Below are 21,321 nucleotides of genomic sequence, written 5' to 3'. Positions count from 1 at the left end.
TTACTTCGGCCAGAATAATAGTGCCAAAGCGATTGCAGAAAATAAGATACAGATCCCTTGGAAATTAGGACTTCGGAATTTGATTGAGCTAGCCAAAAGGGTTGTTGCCAGCCCACAGATGGAAAGGGTGAAAATCGAAGCTGATGGTGATGCATCAAGGGTAAGCCACCTATCTAATTCATAAAGCATAAATAGCCCAAAGAATGAAAGTAAACAGAGATTCAAGGGTAATAGATAATGTTCTGTCAGCGGTTTATCCTTTTTCATGAATTGGTTCTTTTGATAAGTTTCCCTTCTTCCAATAGCGAAAAAGCTTATAGGAAATAAAGCAGAACAAGAAAATATAAACTGCCGGAGTCATCAATATGGTTGCGTACGCGTATCCTATAAATACGGAGATCAAACCCAAAATGACAATAAGAGCTATTGTGGAGATGGAATAAATAAAGATGGTCTTTTTGACACGATCTTTTTCCGCTGCAGTCTTTCTTTTGCGGATCAAGTAAATGAAAAAGCCGGTGATGGAAAGGACTCCAGAAGTGATGGCAAGCAGGGCATAGGCGATTTTCAGGAAAATCCCTCCGAATCTACCGAAGTGCAAGCCTTCCTGCACATAATAGAATTTGTCTGTGAATGCCTGCTCTCTGATATCATAAACATCCAGGATTTTCAGTGAAGTCTTATCCAGTACCACTTTGGAGATATGCGGCTCAAAGGGCAGATGACCAGCATCTCCTTTTACCTCAATTGTGTTTGAGCCATTTTTTGAGGGAATGAACTGCGTCGGGGTGAATTCCGGAATTTGGGCTTTTGCAACTTCTACAGCCTTCCAAAAATCATATTCTTGGTCAATGTCAATCTCTGGACTTGAGATTTTCTCTGTTCTTACAAAAGTATTAGGAGCTTTGATGTTAAAGGCTTTGATTAAAATCGGCTGTAGTCCCAGCCATGCACCGGTTCCGGCAATCATCAGATTGAAAAGCAATGCAGCCATTCCTACCATCTTATGCCAATCTGCCATCAAAATCCGGAGATTCTTTTTTCTGATTGCACCGAAGAGTTGATTCTTCATGAATTGCCCATAGATAAGCAGCCCGGTAATGCAGAGTATAAATAACCCTATTCCGGCCAGGCCGACGATTTGTCTTCCCCACCAGGCATCCATAAGCCGCACATGGATTTGCCTCAAATAATTGGAGAGGCTGTTAGTATGGGATTTTTGACCTAAGATCTCCCCTGTGTATGGATTGATGAAAACCTGGATTCTTTGGGAGTCCTTTGCTCCAGCCTCATAGAAGATGTCCATTATAAGCGGATCACTGGATTTTGCAGGCGGCATTGCTCCTAAGACCCTAAATCCTGGATTTTCCAGTTGGACCTGTGATATGATCCCATTCATCGGTACATATGAATCCCCGGTTTCTTTAAGTTCATACCCGCGCTCCAACAATGAATCTATCTCAGGGATGAAAACGGCAACAGCGCCAGTTAAACTGAGCGCTGCAATGACGATTCCCACATAGAGACCTATCCACTGATGGACCTTCCAAAGGAGGTTTTTAGATTTTTTAGCCGCCACTTTTCGGGTTTAGAATGAAAAGGTGATCGTTCCCAATACATTTCTTGGTGCACCTGGGAAAAGCCTCAGGTAATCATAACCGCCTACCCAGTGGGTTTTATCCGAGAGGTTGTTGACATTTAGCTGAAGGCGTACATTTCCGGTAGTATAAAACAGCGCTGCGTTCAAGAGCGAATAGCCCGGGATGGTTTGGGTAGCACTGAGTGAAAGATTTCTTTCTGTCACGAAATTCGCACCGAATCCTACGCCCAATCCTGTCAAAGATCCTTGGTCAAACTCATATTTAGTCCATAGATTCCCCTGATGTTTTGGCGCATTTGGTTTTTGCCTGTCTAGATCTTGTTCATTCGGGCTTTCTGTGATTTCTGCCACATTGTATGCGTAAGAAGCCATCACGCTCCAGTTCATTAAAATTCTTCCAGTCACGTCCAGTTCAACTCCTTTAGCTGATTCCTTACCGATTTGTTGGAGCAGATCAATTTCTCCAGGCACGGGATATAAAGTGTTCCGTTGATCGATTTGGTAGACTCCTGTAGTCAGCTCAAGTCTTTTATTGAACCAATCTGATTTCATGCCAAATTCAACCATAGCACTGATCAAAGGATCAAATGGCCCTCCGGCATTTGGATTGGAAATAGTGGATGCCGTTTGAGGGTTATAGCCTTCCACATAAGTACCGTAGAAATTCATGTGCTCGTTGGCTTTGAATACCAAACCAAACCGCGGAAGCAAGACGTTCTGATTTACTTTTTCTTCATCCACTTTTTTATAGTTTTCGAAGTCTGTATATACTTCATATCTCAGGCCAATCATCGCTTCCAATTTCCCGAAGCTGATTTGATCCTGGACATAAAAACCATTCAATTGGTATCGTGTGGGGTCGTAGCTTCTTTGCGCATAGAAATATTTTGACATATCCTGCATGGTCTGGGAAGCAATAGGATTCTCCAAGTCAAAATGAGAGACGTTTGGAACAGGATTTCCATTGCTGTCCAATAAATAGGAATCTTTATTTGCCGGATTGTAACTTGAAATGAAACCTGTGTTGGCGGCGTTTCTATAGCCGTTTGCAGTCAATTGAGAGCCGCCGGGAGGCAGAGTCTCCTGAGCATAATCGTAACCGACGACAAGTTTGTGGGATAGCTTTCCGGTGTTTTTCTGTATGTTGAAATAAGCGGAAAGATTATCTACAAATCTGTTTCTTTTTCTGATAAAAACCTGTCTCCCCACCATGGTTCCGATCGTATTTCCATCACCGTCCAAGGCATAGCTGTTTGAAGATCTGTGCTCTGTAAGGTCCTCGTTATATCCGGTTTTCATGTAAGACGCATTGAAACTGATGTCTTTGCTGATTTGATGGTTCAATGAGGTAGTAATCGTATAAGTCTGCTCCTTCAAAAAATCGTTTGCTGTATTGAGAGATCTTGAAATAGGAGTAGAGTATAGATTGTCTTCAAAAGTTGATTGCCCTCTGTCCAAACGGCTGTTGGAGTTATTGAATACCAAATCCAGATTCACCCTTGTTTTTTCAGAGGCGATGAAAGAAAATGAAGGTGCCACCACGATGTTCTTGTCAAACTGCAGATCTCTGAAGTTCTGCGAATCTTCATAACCCAGGTTTAGCCTATAAAGCAACGTCTTTGACTTATTGACTGGGCCCGTGAAATCAGCTAATCCTCTGAAATTATTGAAGCTGCCCACAGAGAAACTCAGACTATTTCTATTGATGTCCAATGGTTTTTTAGTCACACGGTTTACTACGCCGCCTGGACTAGCATTCCCGAAAAGTGCCGAAGAAGGGCCTTTCAAAACTTCCACTCTTTCCAGATAATTGATCAATGGCTGCTTCCAGAAACCCGAAGTTGAGCGCATTCCGTTTACCAGTTGGGTATTGCTTCCACCGTTGATACGGAAGCCTCGGATAGTGATGTCATCGTAGAAAGTGAACTGACTTACTCCGGAGAAGTTTTTGACAGTTTCTCCCACTCTCATCAGACCCTGATCCAAAATCAATTCTTTGGTCACGTAAGAAACCGACTGTGGAAGATCTTTAATAGTTGTCTGGGTTTTGCTTCCAAGAAAAGTTGCGGTGTTTTTATAGCCTTCTTCTTTCCTGCCTACAATCTCTACTTCCTGCAAGCTGGAAGTCTCCTCTTCTAACTGGAAATTTCTTGTAAAACTCGACTTGCTAATGGTGATTTTTTCATTGATCGAAATGTATCCAATAAATGAAAGCTTCAATTGGTATTCTCCTGCCTTGTCAAAAACAAGGGAATAATTCCCCTCAAGATCTGTCACTGTGCCAAAGGAAGTGCCTGCAACCTGAATGCTTGCGCCAATTAAGGGCTCACCGCCAATGGCTTTTATAGATCCCTTCAGCTCGTAGTTTGATTGGCTATAGGCACATGTAAGGCTGACGAAGTATAGGGTAAAAAGGAAAAAAAATACTTTCATATGTTTAGGGTTTGTTTTTAGGAGGCTATATAGAATCTCGCACTGCAAATAATCATTCTGGTGTGATGTACTGCGCATGCTCGACTCCACGTTTTTATTTAGATTGATTATCGATAGCGCAAAAGTATATCAGGAATTTGAAAATGGATCGCTTTATCTAGATTTATTTTAAATAAATTTAACAACGACGTATTTAGATCAACGGCTATTGAAGAAATGCATGTCTAATTGCTTCGAATTCAGTTGTATTTAGATTCGATGTACTGTGATTTGCTGGTTTGTGGAGGGAATGCTATCTTCAAATCAACCATAGCGTCTGTTTTTCGTTAAGCCCTTTCATACCCTTTTATCGACCCCCATCACAACACATGAATATTTTATCAGTAGCAAACCTGAGTAAGGTTTACATAAGCGGCAGCAGAAAACTGACTGTCTTAGATGAGGTAACCTTTACTATCAAATCCGGAGAAATCATTTCAATTGTAGGCCCTTCAGGTAGTGGGAAGACCACTTTGCTTGGTCTTTGCGCAGGCCTGGATTCAGGCTCCACAGGAAGTGTAGTCTTGGATGGCAAGTCATTGGAGAAGCTTTCGGAAGATCAGCGTGCAGCAGTGAGAAACCAAAGTGTAGGCTTTATTTTCCAGAATTTCCAATTATTGCCTACGCTGACAGCTCTAGAAAATGTGATGGTGCCGCTTGAGCTGAAAAAGAGAAAAGACGCACGTCAAAAAGCTCAGGAACTTCTCAATAAAGTTGGTCTGGGTGACAGGGGAACACATTACCCGACGCAGCTTTCCGGCGGGGAGCAACAGCGCGTTTCTATAGCACGTGCTTTTGCCAATGAGCCTAAAATTCTTTTCGCAGATGAGCCAACTGGAAATCTGGATACTGAAACAGGGGAGATGATCGAGAAATTGATATTTGACCTGAATAAGGAAGAAGGGACTACGTTGGTTTTGGTTACACACGATTTGGAATTGGCGGCTAAAACCCAGCGTATCATTCATATTAAGGGAGGGAAAATACAGGAGGATGCAGATGCCTGATTTCGGATGGATTATGAAGATGGCTTTTCGGGATTTCCGGAAAAATATCTCTAGACTTTTGCTCTTCGTTTCCTCCATTGTGGTGGGTATAGCTGCGTTGGTAGCGATCAGTTCTTTTGGAGAAAATCTCACAGCTGACATAGACAATCAGGCCAAAGAGCTACTGGGCGCAGATTTGGTTTTGGAAAATAATAAACCGGTTGGAGATCAACCGATTGATAGTGCTGCTACCCAGATGGCCTCCGAGGTCAATTTTGCGAGTATGGTGGCTTTTCCAGAGACTGGCGCAAGTCGCCTCACTCAGGTTCGTGCGCTTGAAGGCGCTTTTCCGTTTTACGGTTTTTTGGAGACAATCCCAGCTTCAGGAGATGCGGATTTTCGTTCCGGAGGGAAAAAGGCGTTGGTGGAAAAGACTTTAATGGCTCAGTTCAATGCGGAAGTTGGAGACCAGATCAAAGTGGGTGAGGTACTTTTCGAAGTAGTCGGAGAATTGCAAAAAGTACCAGGTCAAACAGGAATCACGGCATCTGTGGCTCCTGCGGTCTATATTCCGAAAGCGTATTTAGAAGAAACGGGCTTAGTGCAGTATGGTAGCCGGGTGGAGTATAGCAACTATTACCAGTTTACATCAGGGACAGACGTGGAAGCGTTGATCAAGCCCTACGAAGACCAGTGGGAAGAGGAACGGGTGGATGCAGATACAGTAGAAGACAGAAAGCGTTCCACGGGCCGTTCATTCGCCAACCTTTCCAATTTTCTAAGCTTGGTAGCTTTCATCGCTTTATTGCTTGGCTGTGTGGGTGTGGCCAGTGCAGTGAATGTCTTTGTGAAAGAAAAGTTGTCTTCCGTGGCCGTATTACGTTGCTTGGGGGTTTCTTCGAGAGATGTGTTGTTGATTTATCTGACTGAGATCATGATTATGGGGTTAGTCGGAGCGATACTCGGGGCTTTTCTCGGGACGTTACTTCAGTTTATTTTGCCTGCTGTTTTTGCAGATTTTCTTCCAGTGGAAGTTTCTTTTGGGATTTCCTGGCTTTCAATAGGTTTTGGGGTTATTACGGGCTTATTTGTTTCTGTGCTTTTTGCGTTATTGCCTTTGCTTAAAGTGCGGAATGTGTCACCAATGGCTACGCTGAGACCAGAAACCGGCGATTCTACTTTGCTGAAAGACCCATTGCGCTGGTTGGTGATTGTGGGAATTCTTGCATTTATCTGGGGCTTTAGTTTTTACTTGTTAGACCGTGTTGATTTTGCTTTTGGATTTACCGGATTTGTGGTATTTGCATTCGGGCTTCTATGGGGAGTAGCCCAATTGATTATTTGGGCAGTCAGGAGATATTTGCCTATTTCTTTCGAATATACATTGCGCCAATCCCTGGCAAATTTGTATAGACCAAACAACCAGACCGTTTCGCTGATTGCAACAATCGGTTTGGGAACAGCGATGATTTCTACACTCTTTTTTCTGCAAAATCAGTTGCTGGAAGAAGCTAGGTTTGCGGACAAAGAAGATCAGCCGAATATGTTGCTTTTTGATATTCAAACTGCCCAACTACAAGATGTAAAAGCCAAAATAGAATCCCGGGATCTCCCGATTATGCAGGAAGTCCCGATAGTAACTATGCAGCTCAATGAGATCAACGGGGTAGATAAAAAGGAAAATGAGGAGCTGCCGGATGAAGAAAACTATTCCCGATGGTTGTACAATAGGGAGTTTCGGGTGACCTACCGGGACACGCTGATTTCTTCAGAAACGTTAGCTTCTGGGGGCTTGATCCCTTTGGGGGCCAGAGGAGATAGTATTTTTATCTCTTTTGAAAAAGGTTTTGCAGAAGGCAATGGGATGAAAATAGGAGATGAAGTAGAATTCAATGTGCAGGGCCGTCCGATCAAAACCTACATTGGAAGCCTCAGAGATGTAAAATTCACCCAAGTCTCCACCAATTTCCTGGTGCTGTTCCCAGATGGTGTGTTGGATCAGGCACCGAAATTCCATGTGCTGATCACCAAAACCAAAAATGACCGGGAAGCAGCAGATGTGCAAGCAGAGATCGTGAGGGAATTTCCGAATATCTCGATTATCAATCTGGGTACTATAGTGGAGACGCTGGAAGAGATTCTGGGGAAAATCAGCTTTGTGATACAGTTTATGGCGTTTTTCAGTATTGCTACAGGTATATTGGTACTGATCAGCTCTTTGATCATCAGTAAGTATCAACGGATGCGGGAAAGTATTCTTCTTCGAACGCTAGGGGCAAGCTCATCAATCGTGAGCAAGATCAACACACTGGAATACTTCTTCTTGGGGAGTCTTGCTTCACTTTCTGGGATTATTTTATCTTTTGGAGCGACGTGGTTGTTGAGTGAGTTTGTGTTCAATATCCCTTTCCGTGGCGCCTGGATGGGAGCTTTGGTACTTTATCTGGCAATCACCGGTTTGACGATCGTATTGGGTTGGCTCAATGGTAGAAAAATCATCAACCAGCCGCCGATGGAAATATTAAGGGGGAATTGAAGGATGAAGTTAGATATATGAAATCGACAGGATTAAAATCATCTTTAAAACACACAGGGCAATGATTATTTTAATCTGAAAAGGCTCGCAGGAACGTGAGTTTTTTTCATTAATAATGAGCACTGCACTGAGCGGTTTCCAGTCCTCCGCTTTTGACCCTGCACACCAGTCAATGTGCTCTGCCAATTCTTCGGGACTGCTAACCTGATAATTCGCTTGTTAGTAGCTCAGGATTTTTTGGGCTATTCATACCTAAGCAATTTGGCGGGATTAATCATGGAGGCTTTAATAATCTGGAAGCCTATGGTGAAGCAGGTAATGGCTAAAATCATGGCAATGGGAAGCAGGTAAATCCACCAGGTAATTTCAATACGATAGGGATAGTTTGCCAGCCACTTTTCCATCGTAAACTTAATGATCGGAACGGAAAGCACCCCTGCCACTAGAACTAATACCATGAATTGCTTTGAAAGTAAAGAGACTATCTGAGGAACGGAGGCACCCATGATTTTTCTTAACCCCACTTCTTTAATCCGCTGAGATACAGTAAGGAGGGTAATTCCGTAAAGACCCAAGCCAGCCACTGTAAGTGCCAGAAAAGTAAAGGCACTAAGCAGCTGCCCAAATTTCTGATCGGCTTGATATTGACTGTTGAAAAAATCATCCAGAAAGAAAAACTCGAATGGCTGATCAGGAAATACCGAATTCCAGGTATTCTGGATCATCGCTACATGCTCTGCTGCGTTTGCTCCATTGATCTCATCAAATTTGACAGAGACGTATTTGTAAGGAAAGAAAGTAGAGGTGTAAGCCACTGGATAGTTAGATTCTTTATAGGAAACAGCCCTGAAATCTACGACTCCTACAATTTCAGCTTTCGACAGGTTTTCATTTCCCCAATTGACTCCATGGCCTATGGCTTCTTCAGGATTTTCAAAGCCTAAAACCTGAACAGCTTCCTTGTTTAATATTATCGAGGACCGATTGTCTACACCCTCAATAAAATTCCTTCCGGCAATTAAATCGACATCAAATGTTGGGATAAAATCATAGTCCATACGGGTGAAGTAAAGAGTTACAAGTTCATCCGTATTTTTAAAATGTCTAAAATTTGGCATCATGCTCAAGTGTTCTTTTCCTGGAATATCGTATGAAGCCGTTATTCCTTTCACCTGCTCATTTGCATTCAGTTTATCTCTAAAAGTGGCCAGTCTTCTGGTAAAGACAGAATCTGATCCTGGAGGGCCAAAAGTCTTTTGGGTATTGACGACTATCGTGCTTTCGATGTCGATGCCCAAGCTGCTGTTTTTCATTAAGCTGAGTTGTCGATAGGCAACAGTGGAAGCGGCAATCAACCCAATGGAAATCACAAACTGAAATACAATCAGACTATGTTTCAGACTGAAAAGTGATCCCTTGTGATGATTTGTGTAGCCACCTTTCAGCGCAAGTACAGGCTTAAAGGAAGAGGTGATAAATGCAGGGTACATTCCAGCCAACGCACTGCCTATGATTATAAGTAGTATGACTCCGATTAGAAAATCAGCACTGGAAAAAAGTGAAAGAGCTGATCCTCCGCCGATGAAAGATGAAATGTATGGGTCAAGCAAATACAAGAAAAGGCATGAAAGGAAAATTGCCAGCAGGTTCATTACAAGCGATTCAGTTAGGAACTGCTTTATAAGCTGCAATCTGCTGGATCCAATGACTTTTCGGACCCCGACTTCCTTCGATCTTTCCAGTGATCTGGAGATTGACAGGTTGATAAAGTTGATCCAGGCAATTATCATCACAAAAACAGCTATAGCCAATAGGGCGTAAACGATTGTTGATTCATTATTGGCTTCAGCCTCAGCAAGCAAGTTGGAATTTAGATGAATAGATGTCAGCGGCTGAAGGGAGAAGGCTGAAATGAGATGATTATTTGTGTTGCCGGATATGTGCTTTTCAACAAATGATGGAAATTTCGCCTCCAATACTGGAATATCAGCATCAGGAGTTAATAAAAGATATGTGTAAAACCCGTCCCATCTCCAGTTTTCATTGTCACCTCCATCTCCTTGACTTGATACTTCCTGCCAAGCAAAGAGGAAGTCAAATTTCATATGGGCATTCTCGGGAACATCCTCAAAAACCCCTACCACCTTATAATTTTCAGCGTAGTTGTGACTGATGATCTTTCCGATAGCCGATTCGTTTCCAAAATATTTAGATGCAGTAGATCGGGAAATCAAGGCCGTCTTTGGCTCCAAATGTTTGATTTCTGAATTTCCTTCTATGATAGGAAAGGAAAACACCTCAAAGAAATTGCCTTTTACATGATATACTTCCTTTTCGGGGAACCTTAGCATTTCACCATCATCTGCCAAATGGGTCATGACTATATCTGATTCCGCACTGATTCTGAACATGGTGGTGTAATCTTCCACCTCAGGATATTCATTCATCATTGCTTCACCTGTGGGTATAAATGCCTGGGCTTTTTGGTATTGGAGTTCCCCATCGATATATCTGTCATGTTGGACGCGATAAATTCGATCTGACTTTTTGTGAAAACGATCGTAGCTGAATTCAAACCGAACGTACTGGAGAATGATAAGACAGGCAGTCATTCCCAAAGCAAGACCTAATAAGTTAATGGCGCTAAAGATCTTATGCTTTAAGATATTTCGATAAGCTATGCGTAGGTGGTTTTTCCACATTTTATTTGGAGCTTGGTTGAAAGTGCCAATGTAATCGCTGTTATCATGCCAGAAAAAAGAAGGGTGGAAGGGTTGGTAAACAAATATTTTTCTTTAATCGAATGGCTTTTCGAACAAAAATGCTCGTTTACGGACGAAAGACAAATAGAATTAAGACTAGATTTTGATCATATGCATGCTTACGTCACTGACCTCCTACAGGATCTTTATTCAGCACATCAGTCTGATAATTATGTTGAAAAATCAAAGATTTAATCTGAAGAAGATTTGGAACCTCATTTCAAAGAAATTGATCATTATATCCAAGGAGGGAACGAGTTTGCGTTTTCCAATCATTGTGGGTTGAAGTCTATAGATTTTCCTCCTGCGGAAAAGCTCAACGCTACTCAGCTAGTTATTCTTATAAAAGCATTTCATAACATAATGAAATCCTGGAATTTAGAGGCGGTATTTCTAGGTGATCTGCCGATAAGTAGAAGGTACGCGCGTTTGGTAGGCTAGATAGATGAGCCTGCATTTTTCTTTCAACATGGTGTCTATTTCCAGGATTTTTGTACAGAAGTCCAGACGGTTGTCATCTAGGAGAATATTGCCCTTGTTTGAAGCATAGTTGAGTTTAGTTGTAATTGATAGCCCAAGTATGCAAGAGCAAATTTTAAGAAAAAATCGAATAATGTTTTACTTATCACATTCTCTAATTGGAGATAGTATTATTCCGTCTGAGCTATCAATCCTAAAAACTCGGTCAGCCCCACAGCCTCAATACCTCCTCTCATCGGAAATCTGTCAGCGCCAGAATAAACCACATATTTTTTAGTCGCGCCGATATCTTCACAAGCTCTGTGAAATCCTGAGTTGATTGTCGGTGCACTGGATTTTTTGATTTCTATTCCCCAGATTTCGGTAGATCCAAACTCAAGCACTAAATCAATCTCTGCCTGGATACTGGAGCGATAGTAGCTTGCTTTCCAGTCAGCAGGTAATTGGTTCAGGATGTTTTCCATTACAAATCCTTCCCAGCTTGCTCCAACTGCAGGATGTCCCAATAACTGATCGAAAGAGGAGATGTTTAACAAGCTATGCAATAAGCCTGTATCCCGGACATATACTTTTGGCGTTTTGATAAGTCTTTTTTTGGTGTTGCCGGACCAAGGTTGTACTTGCCTTACCATGAAGAAATCCTGAAGAATATCAAGGTAATTTCGGGCAGTAGTATGGCTTACTTCCAGACTTTTTGCTATCTCCGTCAGCACAGTCTGCTGCCCGTGATAATGAGCCAACATGGACCAGAAACGCTTCATTCTTGTAGCTGGAACTTTGGGGCCAAAGAGCGGGATATCCTTTTCCACATAAGTAGAGATAAAGTCCCGACGCCAGTTTTGGCTCTGGGCTTCTGATTCTGCTAGATAGCTGTCCGGAAAACCGCCTCGAAACCATAGTTTATCCAAGTTAAAGCCTAGAGGATCATTAAGGGTAAGTTCATTGACGGAAAATGGGTTCAGCTCCAAGTACCGGATTCTTCCTGCTAGAGATTCAGAAGATTGCTGCAAAAGATCTCTGGAGGCAGAGCCTAACAGCAAAAAATGCCCGGCACGCTCCCCATTACGTTTTCGTAAATCCACCAAAGCCCTAATCACAGGGAAAAGCTCTGGCTTTCTTTGCACCTCGTCGATTACCAAAAGCTGATTTTCAAAGCGTCTTAAATAGCTTTCGGCATCATCGAGTTTTGCCAAATCAGAATTTAGCTCCAAATCCAAATAATGGATAGGTTTGTCCAACGCCGTCTTTGCCAGATCTAACGCCAGAGTAGTTTTGCCTACTTGTCTAGAGCCAAGAATAACCACGACCGGCATATTTCTTAGGCTTTCGATGAGTTTACCTTCAAGTGTTCTTGGAATCATGTCCTTCTATATTTAACTTTCAAATTACATAAATACTTAATAAAAATCATGCAATTTGAAAATTTAAATTTCAAATTGCATGATTTCACTTGTTTTAAATGCATATGGGAAGAACTAGATAAGAAAGGATACGGCAGAAATTATACTATCTACAACTTATATATACTTAATATGGAATGACTAATTTGAACTGTGGAAAAAGAAAACCAATTAACTAGTCAGGAAAGTTTGTTAAAATCAGCTTCTTGGTTTTTGTTAGGTTTAATTCTGGTGATTTTTCTTACCCCAATATTTTTACCAAACCAATATTGTTTTGCATCAATCGATTATGCTATTTATGTTGGTGGTCTCGCAGGACCGTTGGCAGCTCTGGTTGGGTTTATTTACGTTTATCTGACTTTTTTAGGTCAACAGAGGCAATTGGATGAGCAGAGAAAGAGGCTTGACCGTGATGATGCACTGAAAGAATTCACAGACTATTTTAATACTTGGAATGAGTTTAGATCGAATGTCAAATATTCATGGAATGGTAAAACTGGGTCTCAGGCTTTCGATTCCTATTGGCTAAATGTAAGAAAAGCTGTTAGAGGTGATGCAAATGGAAAAAAATCACTTTTAGAATTTGAATTAAGAAGACAACTTTGTTGATTCACTAATTCACCATTTGCAAACGAGTAAATTTAATTCTGATGGTCAGTATGATGACTTCTTAAGGATGATCTATCCACTGATAAAAATTTCAGGGAAGCATGGCCTTGAGAATAAGCTTAAATATTTAGAAGGAACATTAAGCAAAGGAGGAAAAGCTGTATTGATTTATTCTGCAATTTTAATTGACAAAAACGAATCTGCAATTAATTTATATAAGCAAGGATTTTGCAAAAATATTCCTGATGGCAACTTGATTTCACCTGATCACAGAAACCTAATTTTTTGAAATGTTTGCCAATAGTTTGCTGAAAAAATGCAAAAACCTCTTCAAATTTACATCTGAAGAGGTTTTTTGTACCCAGAGCCGGAGTCGAACCGGCACGCCTTGCGGCATTGGTGTTTGAGACCAACGCGTCTACCGATTCCGCCATCTGGGCTTTCGGTAAGTCTGGCCTTACACCTGACTTGGCTCCGTCACTTGCATAACGGGATGCAAAGATGGGGAAAGAAATTTTTTCTACAAACTCATTTTTCTACTTCTTCCAGTTTTTTTGAGCTGAAGGCCTGTGGCTTCTCTGAGAAAAGGGCTTTAGTAAAACTCCAAATGGATTTAAAAAGCTTAGAATCACGGTATTGATTTAGTACCTCCTCACTTTTCCAATGACTATGGGTCATGAAAATATTTTTATCATTTTCATCCTGCCATAGTTCCAAGTGATGGCATCCCGGAAAATTTCTGATGGATTTCTTGTTTGCATGGAAATTTTCAAGAAAGCCTTCGACTCCCTCCGGCCTGAAAGTCATCCGTACCACCCTGATCAGCATCAGGCTTCAAAGTTTATATACACCACACTATCGTATTTCAAACCAAGTAGATTTGCTCCATGACCATGGTTGATTCCGATTTCCAATAAGTCCAGGCTATTGAAGAATGCGAAACAATCCCCAGGCTCCACCTGATCGTAGCCCTTGTGTAGTCTGGATACAGATTCTCTTCCGAACTCAATCGAAAATTTGCCTGGGTTCAACTTGTCGAAAATGGCTTTGTTGACATTTGTGATCAGATTACCATAACGATCCACGCGAAGTACGTGGCCGATAATATTTTCCCGGGTGGCCTTTGGATGGCGGGACATGAGCTTTCGAAAATTTTTCAGCGGCCCTCCGAAATCATGGATAGCAGCCCCACTGGCTACTTTCGCAGCTATAGGCGCTAGAATGTCTTTGGTAGGAAAGGTTGAATCCTTCAGGTGAATATCTGCAAACTGGACCATAATGCCGGGTTCATGATCGGCCAGCAAGCTTAGGATTCCATTGTTTGGGCCGATAAAAATATGTTCTTCCAGTTTCACACCGATGTATCCATGCGTAATGCTCCCTGTTGTGTTTAAAGAAACTAAATGTACTGTTCCTTTCGGGAAATCCCTAAAAGTAGAGCGTAGCACAAATGCAGCGTGGGCAATATCAAATGCATCGATATTATGAGAAATATCAATGATGTTCAATTGTGGATTTACGGCAAGCATTTTAGCTTTTACCGCCGGTACGTAGTAATCTTTGTCCCCAAAATCTGAGAGGAATGTCACCAATGCCATAGAAGCAAGTCAATTAAAATTTATGTACTTTTGTTTAGGAGGGATGGGAACAAAAATAAAGATTTTATTCTTCTACCTTCAATGAAAATCTAATCAATAGAAATAGTTTGGTCGAAAAAGTAATCACATTAGAAAATGTCCCCTTGACAGAATTTTTAGGGGAAGCCAATGAGAATATCCGGCAAATTGCCGCTGCCTTTCCTCAAAGTAAGATTATTTCCAGAGGTAATGAGATCAGAATCCAAGGTGGAGCACCTGAAATCCTGAGGATTAACGATGTTCTCAATCTTTTACTTGAACATATAGATCGATTTGGTCACATCACTCCGGAGAATGTAAAAGATTACCTGGATGTAGAGGGAGTTCCTTTCGAGGAAGCCCATCGTGATCAGGTAATTGTCTTTGGTAATAAGGGATTAGTCATCAAGCCTAAGTCAGCCAATCAAAGGAAGCTTGTGGAATCTTCGATGAAAAATGATCTGGTGTTTGCCTTGGGGCCTGCGGGAACCGGCAAAACTTACATAGCAGTTGCTTTGGCAGTCAGAGCTTTGAAAAACAGAGAAGTCAAACGCATTATTATCACCAGACCTGCGGTAGAAGCCGGAGAAAATCTTGGCTTTTTGCCGGGTGATCTCCAGGAAAAACTGGATCCCTATTTACGCCCAATTTATGATGCACTTCAGGATATGGTGCCGCCTGAAAAACTTAAGTATTATCAGGAAACCCGTGTCATAGAAATTGCTCCATTGGCATACATGCGTGGTCGAACACTCCATGATGCGTTTGTTTTGCTGGATGAAGCACAGAATACTACCAGTGAGCAGATTAAAATGTTCCTGACCCGGATGGGGCCAAATTCAAAGGTGATGATCACTGGCGATCAGACGCAGGTCGATTTGCCTGTGAGACAAAAAAGCGGTTTATCCGAGGCACTAAAAATCCTAAAAGACGTAAAAGGAATCGGTATTGTAAATCTCAGTGGAAAAGATGTGATCAGACACAGACTGGTAAAATCCATAATTGAAGCTTATGAGAAAGACCATTATCAAAGAGAACAAGAAAAAAATGAGTCTGCAAGTAGAAAAAATAACCCGTGACAATCAGCTAAAGTCTGCTTTTTGGATCAGAGAACAGGTGTTCGTACTAGAGCAAGAAGTAGATCCAAAAGAGGAGTACGATGAGTTTGAAAGCATTTCCAAGCACTTTCTCGCTTGCCTTGATGATAAGCCGGTCGGCACAGCAAGATGGAGAGTTACTTCAAATGGAATAAAGCTGGAGCGATTTGCCGTATTGAAAGAGGCTCGTGGAAAAGGGGTGGGGCAAGCACTGGTAGCGGCTGTGTTGGAGGATATAGGAGGAAATCCAGATACTAAGGGGAAGATAAAATACCTGCATGCGCAGCTTACAGCTGTCCCGCTCTATTCAAAATTTGGTTTTGAAAAAATAGGAGAGTCATTTGAAGAGTGTAATATCTGGCATTATAAAATGCAATTGGCTTAAGAATTGCGAGATATTCCTCAACTAATTATACAAATATGAAAAAAACAATTTTTACTCTTGCAATGCTTTGCGGATTGATCTCTGCTAGCATGGCTCAAGAAGTGGTCTCATCTAGTAGTCAAAGAACAGGTGACTTCACTAATGAAGTGAAGCTGAATTTTCTAAACTTGATCTGGTTAGGTTCTGTAGAAATAGGATATGAACGATACCTGAGCCAGGATCACTCCTTGGATTTCCAGTTAATGATCAATGACAGGTTTGGGTTCAACAACCAGAAAAATGGTAAAAAATATAAAACCAATTCTATCCAGACAGCAATGAACTTTTACTTTGGTAACGGTGAAAACGGAAGAATCTATATTTACCCTTTTGCTAAAATAAGGTTTGGAGACTTTGAAGAACCATCTGACAACCTTACATCTACAGGCATTGATACTACAGATATGACAGCCTTTATATTTGGTGCCGGTGTAGGGTATAAGTGGGAAATCTCTGATAATTTCGCCTTTGGCCCCTATCTTAGTATTGCTAGAAACTTTAGTTCAGAAGTTTCGGATAGATTTAGTGATGTAGAATTAAACGGTGGTTTTAGCCTAGGCTATCGATTCTAAGCGAATCATCACCTATGAAATCGAGCATGTCGAAAACGACACACACCGGGATGATTATACAATTATCAACCATGCGAGATTCCATGTGACCTATAAAAGACAAAATATAGTCTTATGAAATCGACACGATTAAAATCATCACTAAAACACACAGGGCAATGATTATTTTAATCGTCAAAGATTCCATCTGACCATTTAAAACAATAATAAACAGATGAAAGTTATTAAAGAGCCTGATTGGGCTCTTTTTTTATCTGATTTGAAGGGTTTATCGGTCCCGATCTTAAGTTTTTTCGAAAGACAAAATTCTAAAATTGCTAGTTTCTCCCAAATCAATACAATTTTGGTTTGGAGGAAACTGGTTTGATGTGCCTATTTCTGGTTCTTTGGCTGTTGATTCATTAGCTGATGGAATAGTTTTCTGACTTTGATTTTGCAAAGCCTGCTATTGAAACTAACTTGATCCCTAACCCAACCCGCTAAGAAAATGAGCGCAGTACTCACAGAGATTAATGAAAGAATAGGATTCATCACACTGAATAGGCCAGAAAAGCGCAATGCGCTTAGTCCGGAGGTGATAGCGGGACTTCATCAGGCTTTTGAGAGGATGAATGCTCATGAAGGAGTAAAAGTCATCGTGCTTCGATCAACAGGAAAAGCGTTCTGTGCAGGTGCGGATTTGGCTTATTTACAGCAGCTTCAGGACTTTTCTTATGAGGAGAATCTTGAGGATAGCCACAGGTTAATGGCGCTGTTCAATTTGATTTATTGTCTTCCAAAGGTAGTGATTGCTCAGATTCAGGGACATGCTTTGGCGGGAGGGTGTGGATTGGCAACAGTCTGTGATTTCGCTTTTTCGGTGCCAGATGCACTTTTTGGCTATACAGAAGTGAGAATAGGATTTGTTCCAGCTTTGGTTTCTGTTTTTTTGCAAGAGCAGATCGGAGCAGCAAAGACCCAGGAATTGTTACTTTCCGGGGAGTTTATTTCTGCTACCAAAGCCGCCGAATTAGGATTGATCACTGGAGTGGAACCTGAAGAGTTTTTGCAAAAATCCGTGCATGAATTTGCCGCCAAACTTACCACTCAAAATTCCACATTTTCTATGGGGAAAACTAAGATGCTTTTGCGAGAGCTAAATCAGGAAAATAGAAATAAATCGCTTGAGCTTGCAGCGCAGATGAATGCTGCTGCGAGGTCTCATGAGGATTGCAAAAAGGGAATTGCTGCTTTTCTAAATAAAACTACGCCAGATTGGTAAATGCTAAGCCGAGCTACTGAAATCCTTCATCAAGTATTTGGACATGCAGATTTTCGGCCTGTCCAGAGAGAAATCATCGAGTCAGTATTGGCTGGGAAGGATACACTTGCGCTTTTGCCAACAGGCGGGGGAAAGTCACTTTGCTATCAGATACCAGCCCTGACCCATGAAGGGATTTGCCTGGTGGTGAGCCCGCTAATTGCGTTGATGAAAGATCAGGTTGATGCGCTAAAGGCAAAGGGGATAAAAGCCGCTGCGATTTACTCTGGCATGAGCTATCGTGAGATTGACCGGACGCTGGATAATTGTATTTATGGGAGCTACAAATTTTTGTACGTCTCTCCTGAACGCCTGAGGGCGGAGCTTTTTGTAGAGCGGTTTCGCCAGATGAAAATCAATCTGATCGCTGTGGATGAAGCTCATTGTATTTCCCAATGGGGATATGATTTCCGTCCGCCGTATCTGGAAATAGCTCTGATTCGTCCATATCATCCAAAAGTTCCAGTATTGGCATTGACAGCTTCAGCCACTCCGCAGGTATGCGCGGATATCGTGGATAAGCTTGAGATGAAAAAGCCCTCCGAATTCCATCAGAGCTTTGCCAGAAAAAACCTCAGCTACAGTGTGAGGATTATAGAAAATAAACTTGAGAAAGGATTGGAAATACTCAGTCGGATCGATGGCACAGCGATCTGGTATGTGAGAAATCGACAGAGTACCCATCAGATTGCTAAGGCTTTAGGGCAGTTGGGGATTTCTGCTTCAGCGTACCACGCAGGGTTGTCCATGCAAGAAAGGGCCAAACGCCAAGATGCCTGGATGAGGAATGAAGTACGCGTGATGGTGAGTACAAATGCCTTTGGAATGGGGATAGATAAGCCGGACGTGCGGGTAGTGATTCACAGTGATTTGCCTGAAAATGTAGAAAACTACTATCAGGAAGCAGGAAGGGCAGGGCGTGATGGAGAGAAAGCTTATGGAGTTCTGCTTGCAAATCAGCAGGATTTTGAAACAGTTTTAAAGCGTGCAGAATTAGTTTATCCACCTATAGTCTTTGTAAAGCGTGTTTATCAATGCCTGGCCAATTATTATCGAATCGCAGTTGGCAGCAATATGCTGAGCAGTTTTGACTTTGAGTGGAATGAATTTGCAAACACCTATGAATTGGAGGTTTTAGAGACTTTTTATGCGTTGAAATTATTGGAAGAAGAAGGTTTTATCGCGTTGAGCGAGAGCTATTATTCCCCTTCCAAGATTCATTTTACAGTGGATCCATCAAAGTTGTATGAGATTCAGATCGCTTATGCAAAGTTGGATCCTGTGGTAAAAATTATTATGAGAACCTACGGAGGAAATGTTTTCTCAGAATACATAAAAATTCAAGAAGTAAAGCTTGCCAAATCACTGAATATCAATGAAAATGAGCTGGTCAAATCACTCAAACTACTTGAGCAACTCGAAGTGATGGTATATGATCAGCGTAAGGATAAGCCCCAGATTACCTTTTTGACGCCGCGGTATGATGCCGGGAAATTGCCTCTTAATTTTAGAAGAATAGAGCTTCGACGGGCCTTGACTTTGGAAAAGGCTAAGAGCATGGTCGCGTATGGGCAGCAAAATGATCTTTGTCGCACACAGTTTATCCAAGAATATTTCGGTGAAAATACAGAGCAGGAATGTGGGGTGTGTGATGTTTGCATTGTAAATAGAAAGTCAACAAATACTGAAAAGGCAGAAAATGAGCTTAGGGACAAGATTCTTGACGCATTAAAAAGTAACGGTGAGTTGACAGAGAAGCAGCTATTCGAAAGGATTCGTCTGCCTTTAGCTGAAAAAAACCTCAGGGTATTACGCATTTTGCAAGATCAGGGATATATTACACTTCTCACTTCCGGCAGCTATGCAATTGTAACTCATGAGTAATTTTCTTGACGATTTATTTAACAAGGTTTTCAAGTCATCGGAGAAAAGTCCGATGATTCATAAAGAGAATATTGAGTTGAAGAATCAGGAAATTGCCAAGGCAAAACAATGGATGAATTCAGCAGAAGGCAAAGAGCTGATTTCTAAGGTTTCCAAGTCATACTATTTCAAAAGTATACAGATTGAGGAACGTCCTCAGATTCATATATTGGATTCGAAGTATGCCAGAGGTTTTGCGATCACTTATGACGATCCTTTAGATGATGAAACATTTTCTCTTCTTTTCTTGGCTTTTGCGCAGCGAGTTTTAGCTTTGGGGTATAGACAGGTGAGTTTGGATAGAAAAATGGAAGAAGTAAACGAGCAGGTGAAGGTCACTGATAAGTTTTACTTCAAGCCTCCGCTAAAGAAACTTGCAAATGATGAATTGATTTCTCAGTTATATGGCAATATTTCTATTGAGAAAATCAGCGTAAATAACCAGCCCAACTACCTCAAGGTATTAGCTTCATTTTATTCAGATAGGCTGTACCGGGATCCAGAACCTTTCGATCAATTTCTTGATTATTTATTTGAAGCAACCCATAATGGACAGAATTAACTTAAGAGGTCAGTTAGGAAGATATCGGACACCATACGAAGAGGAGGCTGGCTTTATTCAGGACTTTTTGGATTTGACCGAGGATCCTCTGGCCTATGGCAGAGAGCGGCTGGAAGGGCATTTTACAGCTTCTGCTTGGGTTGTAAACCGTAAGCGTACGCACACCTTGCTTACACTTCATCGCAAACTAGGCAGATGGTTACAGCTAGGCGGTCATGCCGATGGGAATGAGGATCTACTGGAGGTAGCTATGATGGAAGCGAATGAAGAGAGTGGGTTGAAGAGTTTGGCATTTGTGGATAAAACTATTTTTGACCTGGATAAACACATTATTCCGGAGCGGCCGCATGTGCCAGAGCATTTTCATTACGATGTGCGCTACATTTTGGAAGCAGATCTTTACGAGCCCTTGACCAAAAGCGATGAAAGTATTTCATTGGCTTGGGTGGCTTTTGATTCTGTGCAGGATGTTATTGGCTACAATCCCTCTATTCTGCGTATGCTTGAGAAGACCAGTAAATCAGAAATTCTCCTTTGATGATCATCCCTGACCCCTCGCAATTGGTGCGAGAGATTGATTTTTCCTTAGCTATCCAGATTCGATTTTCAGATATTGACGCCTACCTGCATGTCAATAATGGCGTGTATTTTAATTATTTTGAACATGCACGGGCGGTATTCATTCAGCAAGTATGCAATTGGAATGTGATGGAAATAGGAGTAGTGGTCGGTAGGTTAGAAATGGATTATTTCAGGCCAATCCATATTGACGATATTGTCAATGCTTTGGTGGAATGTACTAGAATAGGGACTACTTCCTTTGACCTTGAACAATATTTGGTGGGGGAAACAAAAGAAGGAAAGCCTTACACTTTTGCAAAAAGCAAATGCATACTTGTAGCTGTCGATATAAAAACAATGAAGCCTGTGGCACTTCCGGAAAACTACAGGGTAAAACTTCATCCTAAATCCTAAAAACAAG

The 21,321-nt window shown here is 41.6% G+C and carries 18 protein-coding genes and 1 tRNA gene; 12 read left to right on the top strand and 7 right to left on the bottom strand.

What is annotated here, in order from left to right:
* Positions 1-253 precede the first annotated feature (253 nt).
* Together AS141_RS19170 and AS141_RS19165 are read right to left on the bottom strand one after the other, a co-directional pair.
* Positions 254-1,579, bottom strand: a complete 1,326-nt coding sequence (locus AS141_RS19170) for a PepSY-associated TM helix domain-containing protein (protein WP_057939310.1) — start codon at positions 1,577-1,579, stop codon at positions 254-256.
* A 9-nt stretch (positions 1,580-1,588) separates the two neighbouring features.
* Positions 1,589-4,033, bottom strand: a complete 2,445-nt coding sequence (locus tag AS141_RS19165) for a TonB-dependent receptor (RefSeq protein ID WP_057939309.1) — start codon at positions 4,031-4,033, stop codon at positions 1,589-1,591.
* 368 nt (positions 4,034-4,401) lie between these two features.
* Here AS141_RS19165 and AS141_RS19160 point away from each other — a divergent pair, with 368 nt between their 5' ends.
* Positions 4,402-5,079, top strand: a complete 678-nt coding sequence (locus AS141_RS19160; protein WP_057939308.1) for an ABC transporter ATP-binding protein — start codon at positions 4,402-4,404, stop codon at positions 5,077-5,079.
* Positions 5,072-7,594, top strand: coding sequence for an ABC transporter permease (locus AS141_RS19155; RefSeq protein ID WP_057939380.1), 2,523 nt, complete (start codon positions 5,072-5,074; stop codon positions 7,592-7,594). The genes AS141_RS19160 and AS141_RS19155 overlap by 8 nt, the downstream gene beginning before the upstream one ends.
* A gap of 242 nt (positions 7,595-7,836) precedes the next feature.
* Here AS141_RS19155 and AS141_RS19150 read toward each other — a convergent pair whose 3' ends face one another.
* Positions 7,837-10,296: an ABC transporter permease gene (locus AS141_RS19150; RefSeq protein WP_082632366.1), complete on the bottom strand. Its 2,460-nt coding sequence runs from the start codon at positions 10,294-10,296 to the stop codon at positions 7,837-7,839.
* 710 nt (positions 10,297-11,006) lie between these two features.
* Positions 11,007-12,197 carry an ATP-binding protein gene (locus AS141_RS19135; protein ID WP_057939304.1) on the bottom strand — a complete coding sequence of 397 codons (1,191 nt, stop codon included), beginning with the start codon at positions 12,195-12,197 and terminating at the stop codon, positions 11,007-11,009.
* Positions 12,198-12,389: 192 nt separating this feature from the next.
* Between AS141_RS19135 and AS141_RS19130 the strand changes: the two genes are divergently transcribed.
* Both AS141_RS19130 and AS141_RS19125 read left to right on the top strand, forming a co-directional pair.
* Positions 12,390-12,845: a hypothetical protein gene (locus AS141_RS19130; protein WP_057939303.1), complete on the top strand. Its 456-nt coding sequence runs from the start codon at positions 12,390-12,392 to the stop codon at positions 12,843-12,845.
* A gap of 16 nt (positions 12,846-12,861) precedes the next feature.
* Entirely contained in the window at positions 12,862-13,134 is a 273-nt protein-coding gene (locus tag AS141_RS19125; protein WP_157243536.1) for a hypothetical protein, read from the top strand.
* Positions 13,135-13,203: 69 nt separating this feature from the next.
* Here AS141_RS19125 and AS141_RS19120 read toward each other — a convergent pair.
* From AS141_RS19120 to AS141_RS19110, 3 genes are all read right to left on the bottom strand, one after another.
* Positions 13,204-13,285 (bottom strand) — tRNA-Leu (locus tag AS141_RS19120).
* A gap of 88 nt (positions 13,286-13,373) precedes the next feature.
* Positions 13,374-13,673: a putative quinol monooxygenase gene (locus AS141_RS19115; protein WP_057939301.1), complete on the bottom strand. Its 300-nt coding sequence runs from the start codon at positions 13,671-13,673 to the stop codon at positions 13,374-13,376.
* Complete coding sequence (locus tag AS141_RS19110; protein WP_057939300.1) at positions 13,673-14,443, bottom strand: SAM hydrolase/SAM-dependent halogenase family protein; 771 nt, start codon at positions 14,441-14,443, stop codon at positions 13,673-13,675. The genes AS141_RS19115 and AS141_RS19110 overlap by 1 nt, the downstream gene beginning before the upstream one ends.
* 107 nt (positions 14,444-14,550) lie before the next feature.
* Between AS141_RS19110 and AS141_RS19105 the strand changes: the two genes are divergently transcribed.
* The 8 genes from AS141_RS19105 (at position 14,551) to AS141_RS19070 (ending at position 21,314) form a co-directional block, all read left to right on the top strand.
* Positions 14,551-15,540 carry a PhoH family protein gene (locus tag AS141_RS19105; protein WP_057939299.1) on the top strand — a complete coding sequence of 330 codons (990 nt, stop codon included), beginning with the start codon at positions 14,551-14,553 and terminating at the stop codon, positions 15,538-15,540.
* The gene (locus AS141_RS19100) at positions 15,509-15,943 is read left to right on the top strand and encodes a GNAT family N-acetyltransferase (RefSeq protein WP_057939298.1); all 435 of its coding nucleotides are present in this window, start codon (positions 15,509-15,511) and stop codon (positions 15,941-15,943) included. The genes AS141_RS19105 and AS141_RS19100 overlap by 32 nt, the downstream gene beginning before the upstream one ends.
* A gap of 35 nt (positions 15,944-15,978) precedes the next feature.
* Complete coding sequence (locus AS141_RS19095) at positions 15,979-16,554, top strand: DUF3575 domain-containing protein (RefSeq protein ID WP_057939297.1); 576 nt, start codon at positions 15,979-15,981, stop codon at positions 16,552-16,554.
* Positions 16,555-17,041: 487 nt separating this feature from the next.
* Positions 17,042-17,815, top strand: coding sequence for an enoyl-CoA hydratase/isomerase family protein (locus AS141_RS19090; protein WP_057939296.1), 774 nt, complete (start codon positions 17,042-17,044; stop codon positions 17,813-17,815).
* Positions 17,816-19,738 (top strand): RecQ family ATP-dependent DNA helicase, encoded by a 1,923-nt coding sequence (locus AS141_RS19085; RefSeq protein WP_057939295.1) that lies wholly within the window; start codon positions 17,816-17,818, stop codon positions 19,736-19,738. It begins immediately after the preceding gene.
* On the top strand, positions 19,731-20,339 hold the full coding sequence (locus tag AS141_RS19080) for a hypothetical protein (RefSeq protein WP_057939294.1): 609 nt from the start codon (positions 19,731-19,733) through the stop codon (positions 20,337-20,339). Before AS141_RS19085 ends, AS141_RS19080 begins: the two co-directional genes overlap by 8 nt.
* A complete protein-coding gene (locus AS141_RS19075) occupies positions 20,326-20,877 on the top strand; it encodes an NUDIX hydrolase (protein ID WP_057939293.1) in 552 nt (183 codons plus the stop codon). Before AS141_RS19080 ends, AS141_RS19075 begins: the two co-directional genes overlap by 14 nt.
* Complete coding sequence (locus tag AS141_RS19070; RefSeq protein WP_057939292.1) at positions 20,877-21,314, top strand: acyl-CoA thioesterase; 438 nt, start codon at positions 20,877-20,879, stop codon at positions 21,312-21,314. Before AS141_RS19075 ends, AS141_RS19070 begins: the two co-directional genes overlap by 1 nt.
* The last annotated feature ends 7 nt before the right edge of the window (positions 21,315-21,321 follow it).

Origin of the sequence: Algoriphagus resistens (assembly GCF_001442615.1) — a bacterium.
GTDB lineage: Bacteria > Bacteroidota > Bacteroidia > Cytophagales > Cyclobacteriaceae > Algoriphagus > Algoriphagus resistens.
Note: the sequence above shows the minus strand (reverse complement) of the source record. Positions and strands in the feature narration are given on the sequence as shown.

Bases quoted from the DNA above. Each gene is read 5' to 3' on its own strand.
- AS141_RS19165 (WP_057939309.1), bottom strand. From the start codon at position 4,033: ATGAAAGTATTTTTTTTCCTTTTTACCCTATACTTCGTCAGCCTTACA.
- AS141_RS19160 (WP_057939308.1), top strand. From the start codon at position 4,402: ATGAATATTTTATCAGTAGCAAACCTGAGTAAGGTTTACATAAGCGGC.
- AS141_RS19155 (WP_057939380.1), top strand. From the start codon at position 5,072: ATGCCTGATTTCGGATGGATTATGAAGATGGCTTTTCGGGATTTCCGG.
- AS141_RS19150 (WP_082632366.1), bottom strand. From the start codon at position 10,296: ATGTGGAAAAACCACCTACGCATAGCTTATCGAAATATCTTAAAGCAT.
- AS141_RS19135 (WP_057939304.1), bottom strand. From the start codon at position 12,197: ATGATTCCAAGAACACTTGAAGGTAAACTCATCGAAAGCCTAAGAAAT.
- AS141_RS19115 (WP_057939301.1), bottom strand. From the start codon at position 13,673: ATGCTGATCAGGGTGGTACGGATGACTTTCAGGCCGGAGGGAGTCGAA.
- AS141_RS19110 (WP_057939300.1), bottom strand. From the start codon at position 14,443: ATGGCATTGGTGACATTCCTCTCAGATTTTGGGGACAAAGATTACTAC.
- AS141_RS19100 (WP_057939298.1), top strand. From the start codon at position 15,509: ATGAGTCTGCAAGTAGAAAAAATAACCCGTGACAATCAGCTAAAGTCT.
- AS141_RS19095 (WP_057939297.1), top strand. From the start codon at position 15,979: ATGAAAAAAACAATTTTTACTCTTGCAATGCTTTGCGGATTGATCTCT.
- AS141_RS19090 (WP_057939296.1), top strand. From the start codon at position 17,042: ATGAGCGCAGTACTCACAGAGATTAATGAAAGAATAGGATTCATCACA.
- AS141_RS19085 (WP_057939295.1), top strand. From the start codon at position 17,816: ATGCTAAGCCGAGCTACTGAAATCCTTCATCAAGTATTTGGACATGCA.
- AS141_RS19080 (WP_057939294.1), top strand. From the start codon at position 19,731: ATGAGTAATTTTCTTGACGATTTATTTAACAAGGTTTTCAAGTCATCG.
- AS141_RS19075 (WP_057939293.1), top strand. From the start codon at position 20,326: ATGGACAGAATTAACTTAAGAGGTCAGTTAGGAAGATATCGGACACCA.
- AS141_RS19070 (WP_057939292.1), top strand. From the start codon at position 20,877: ATGATCATCCCTGACCCCTCGCAATTGGTGCGAGAGATTGATTTTTCC.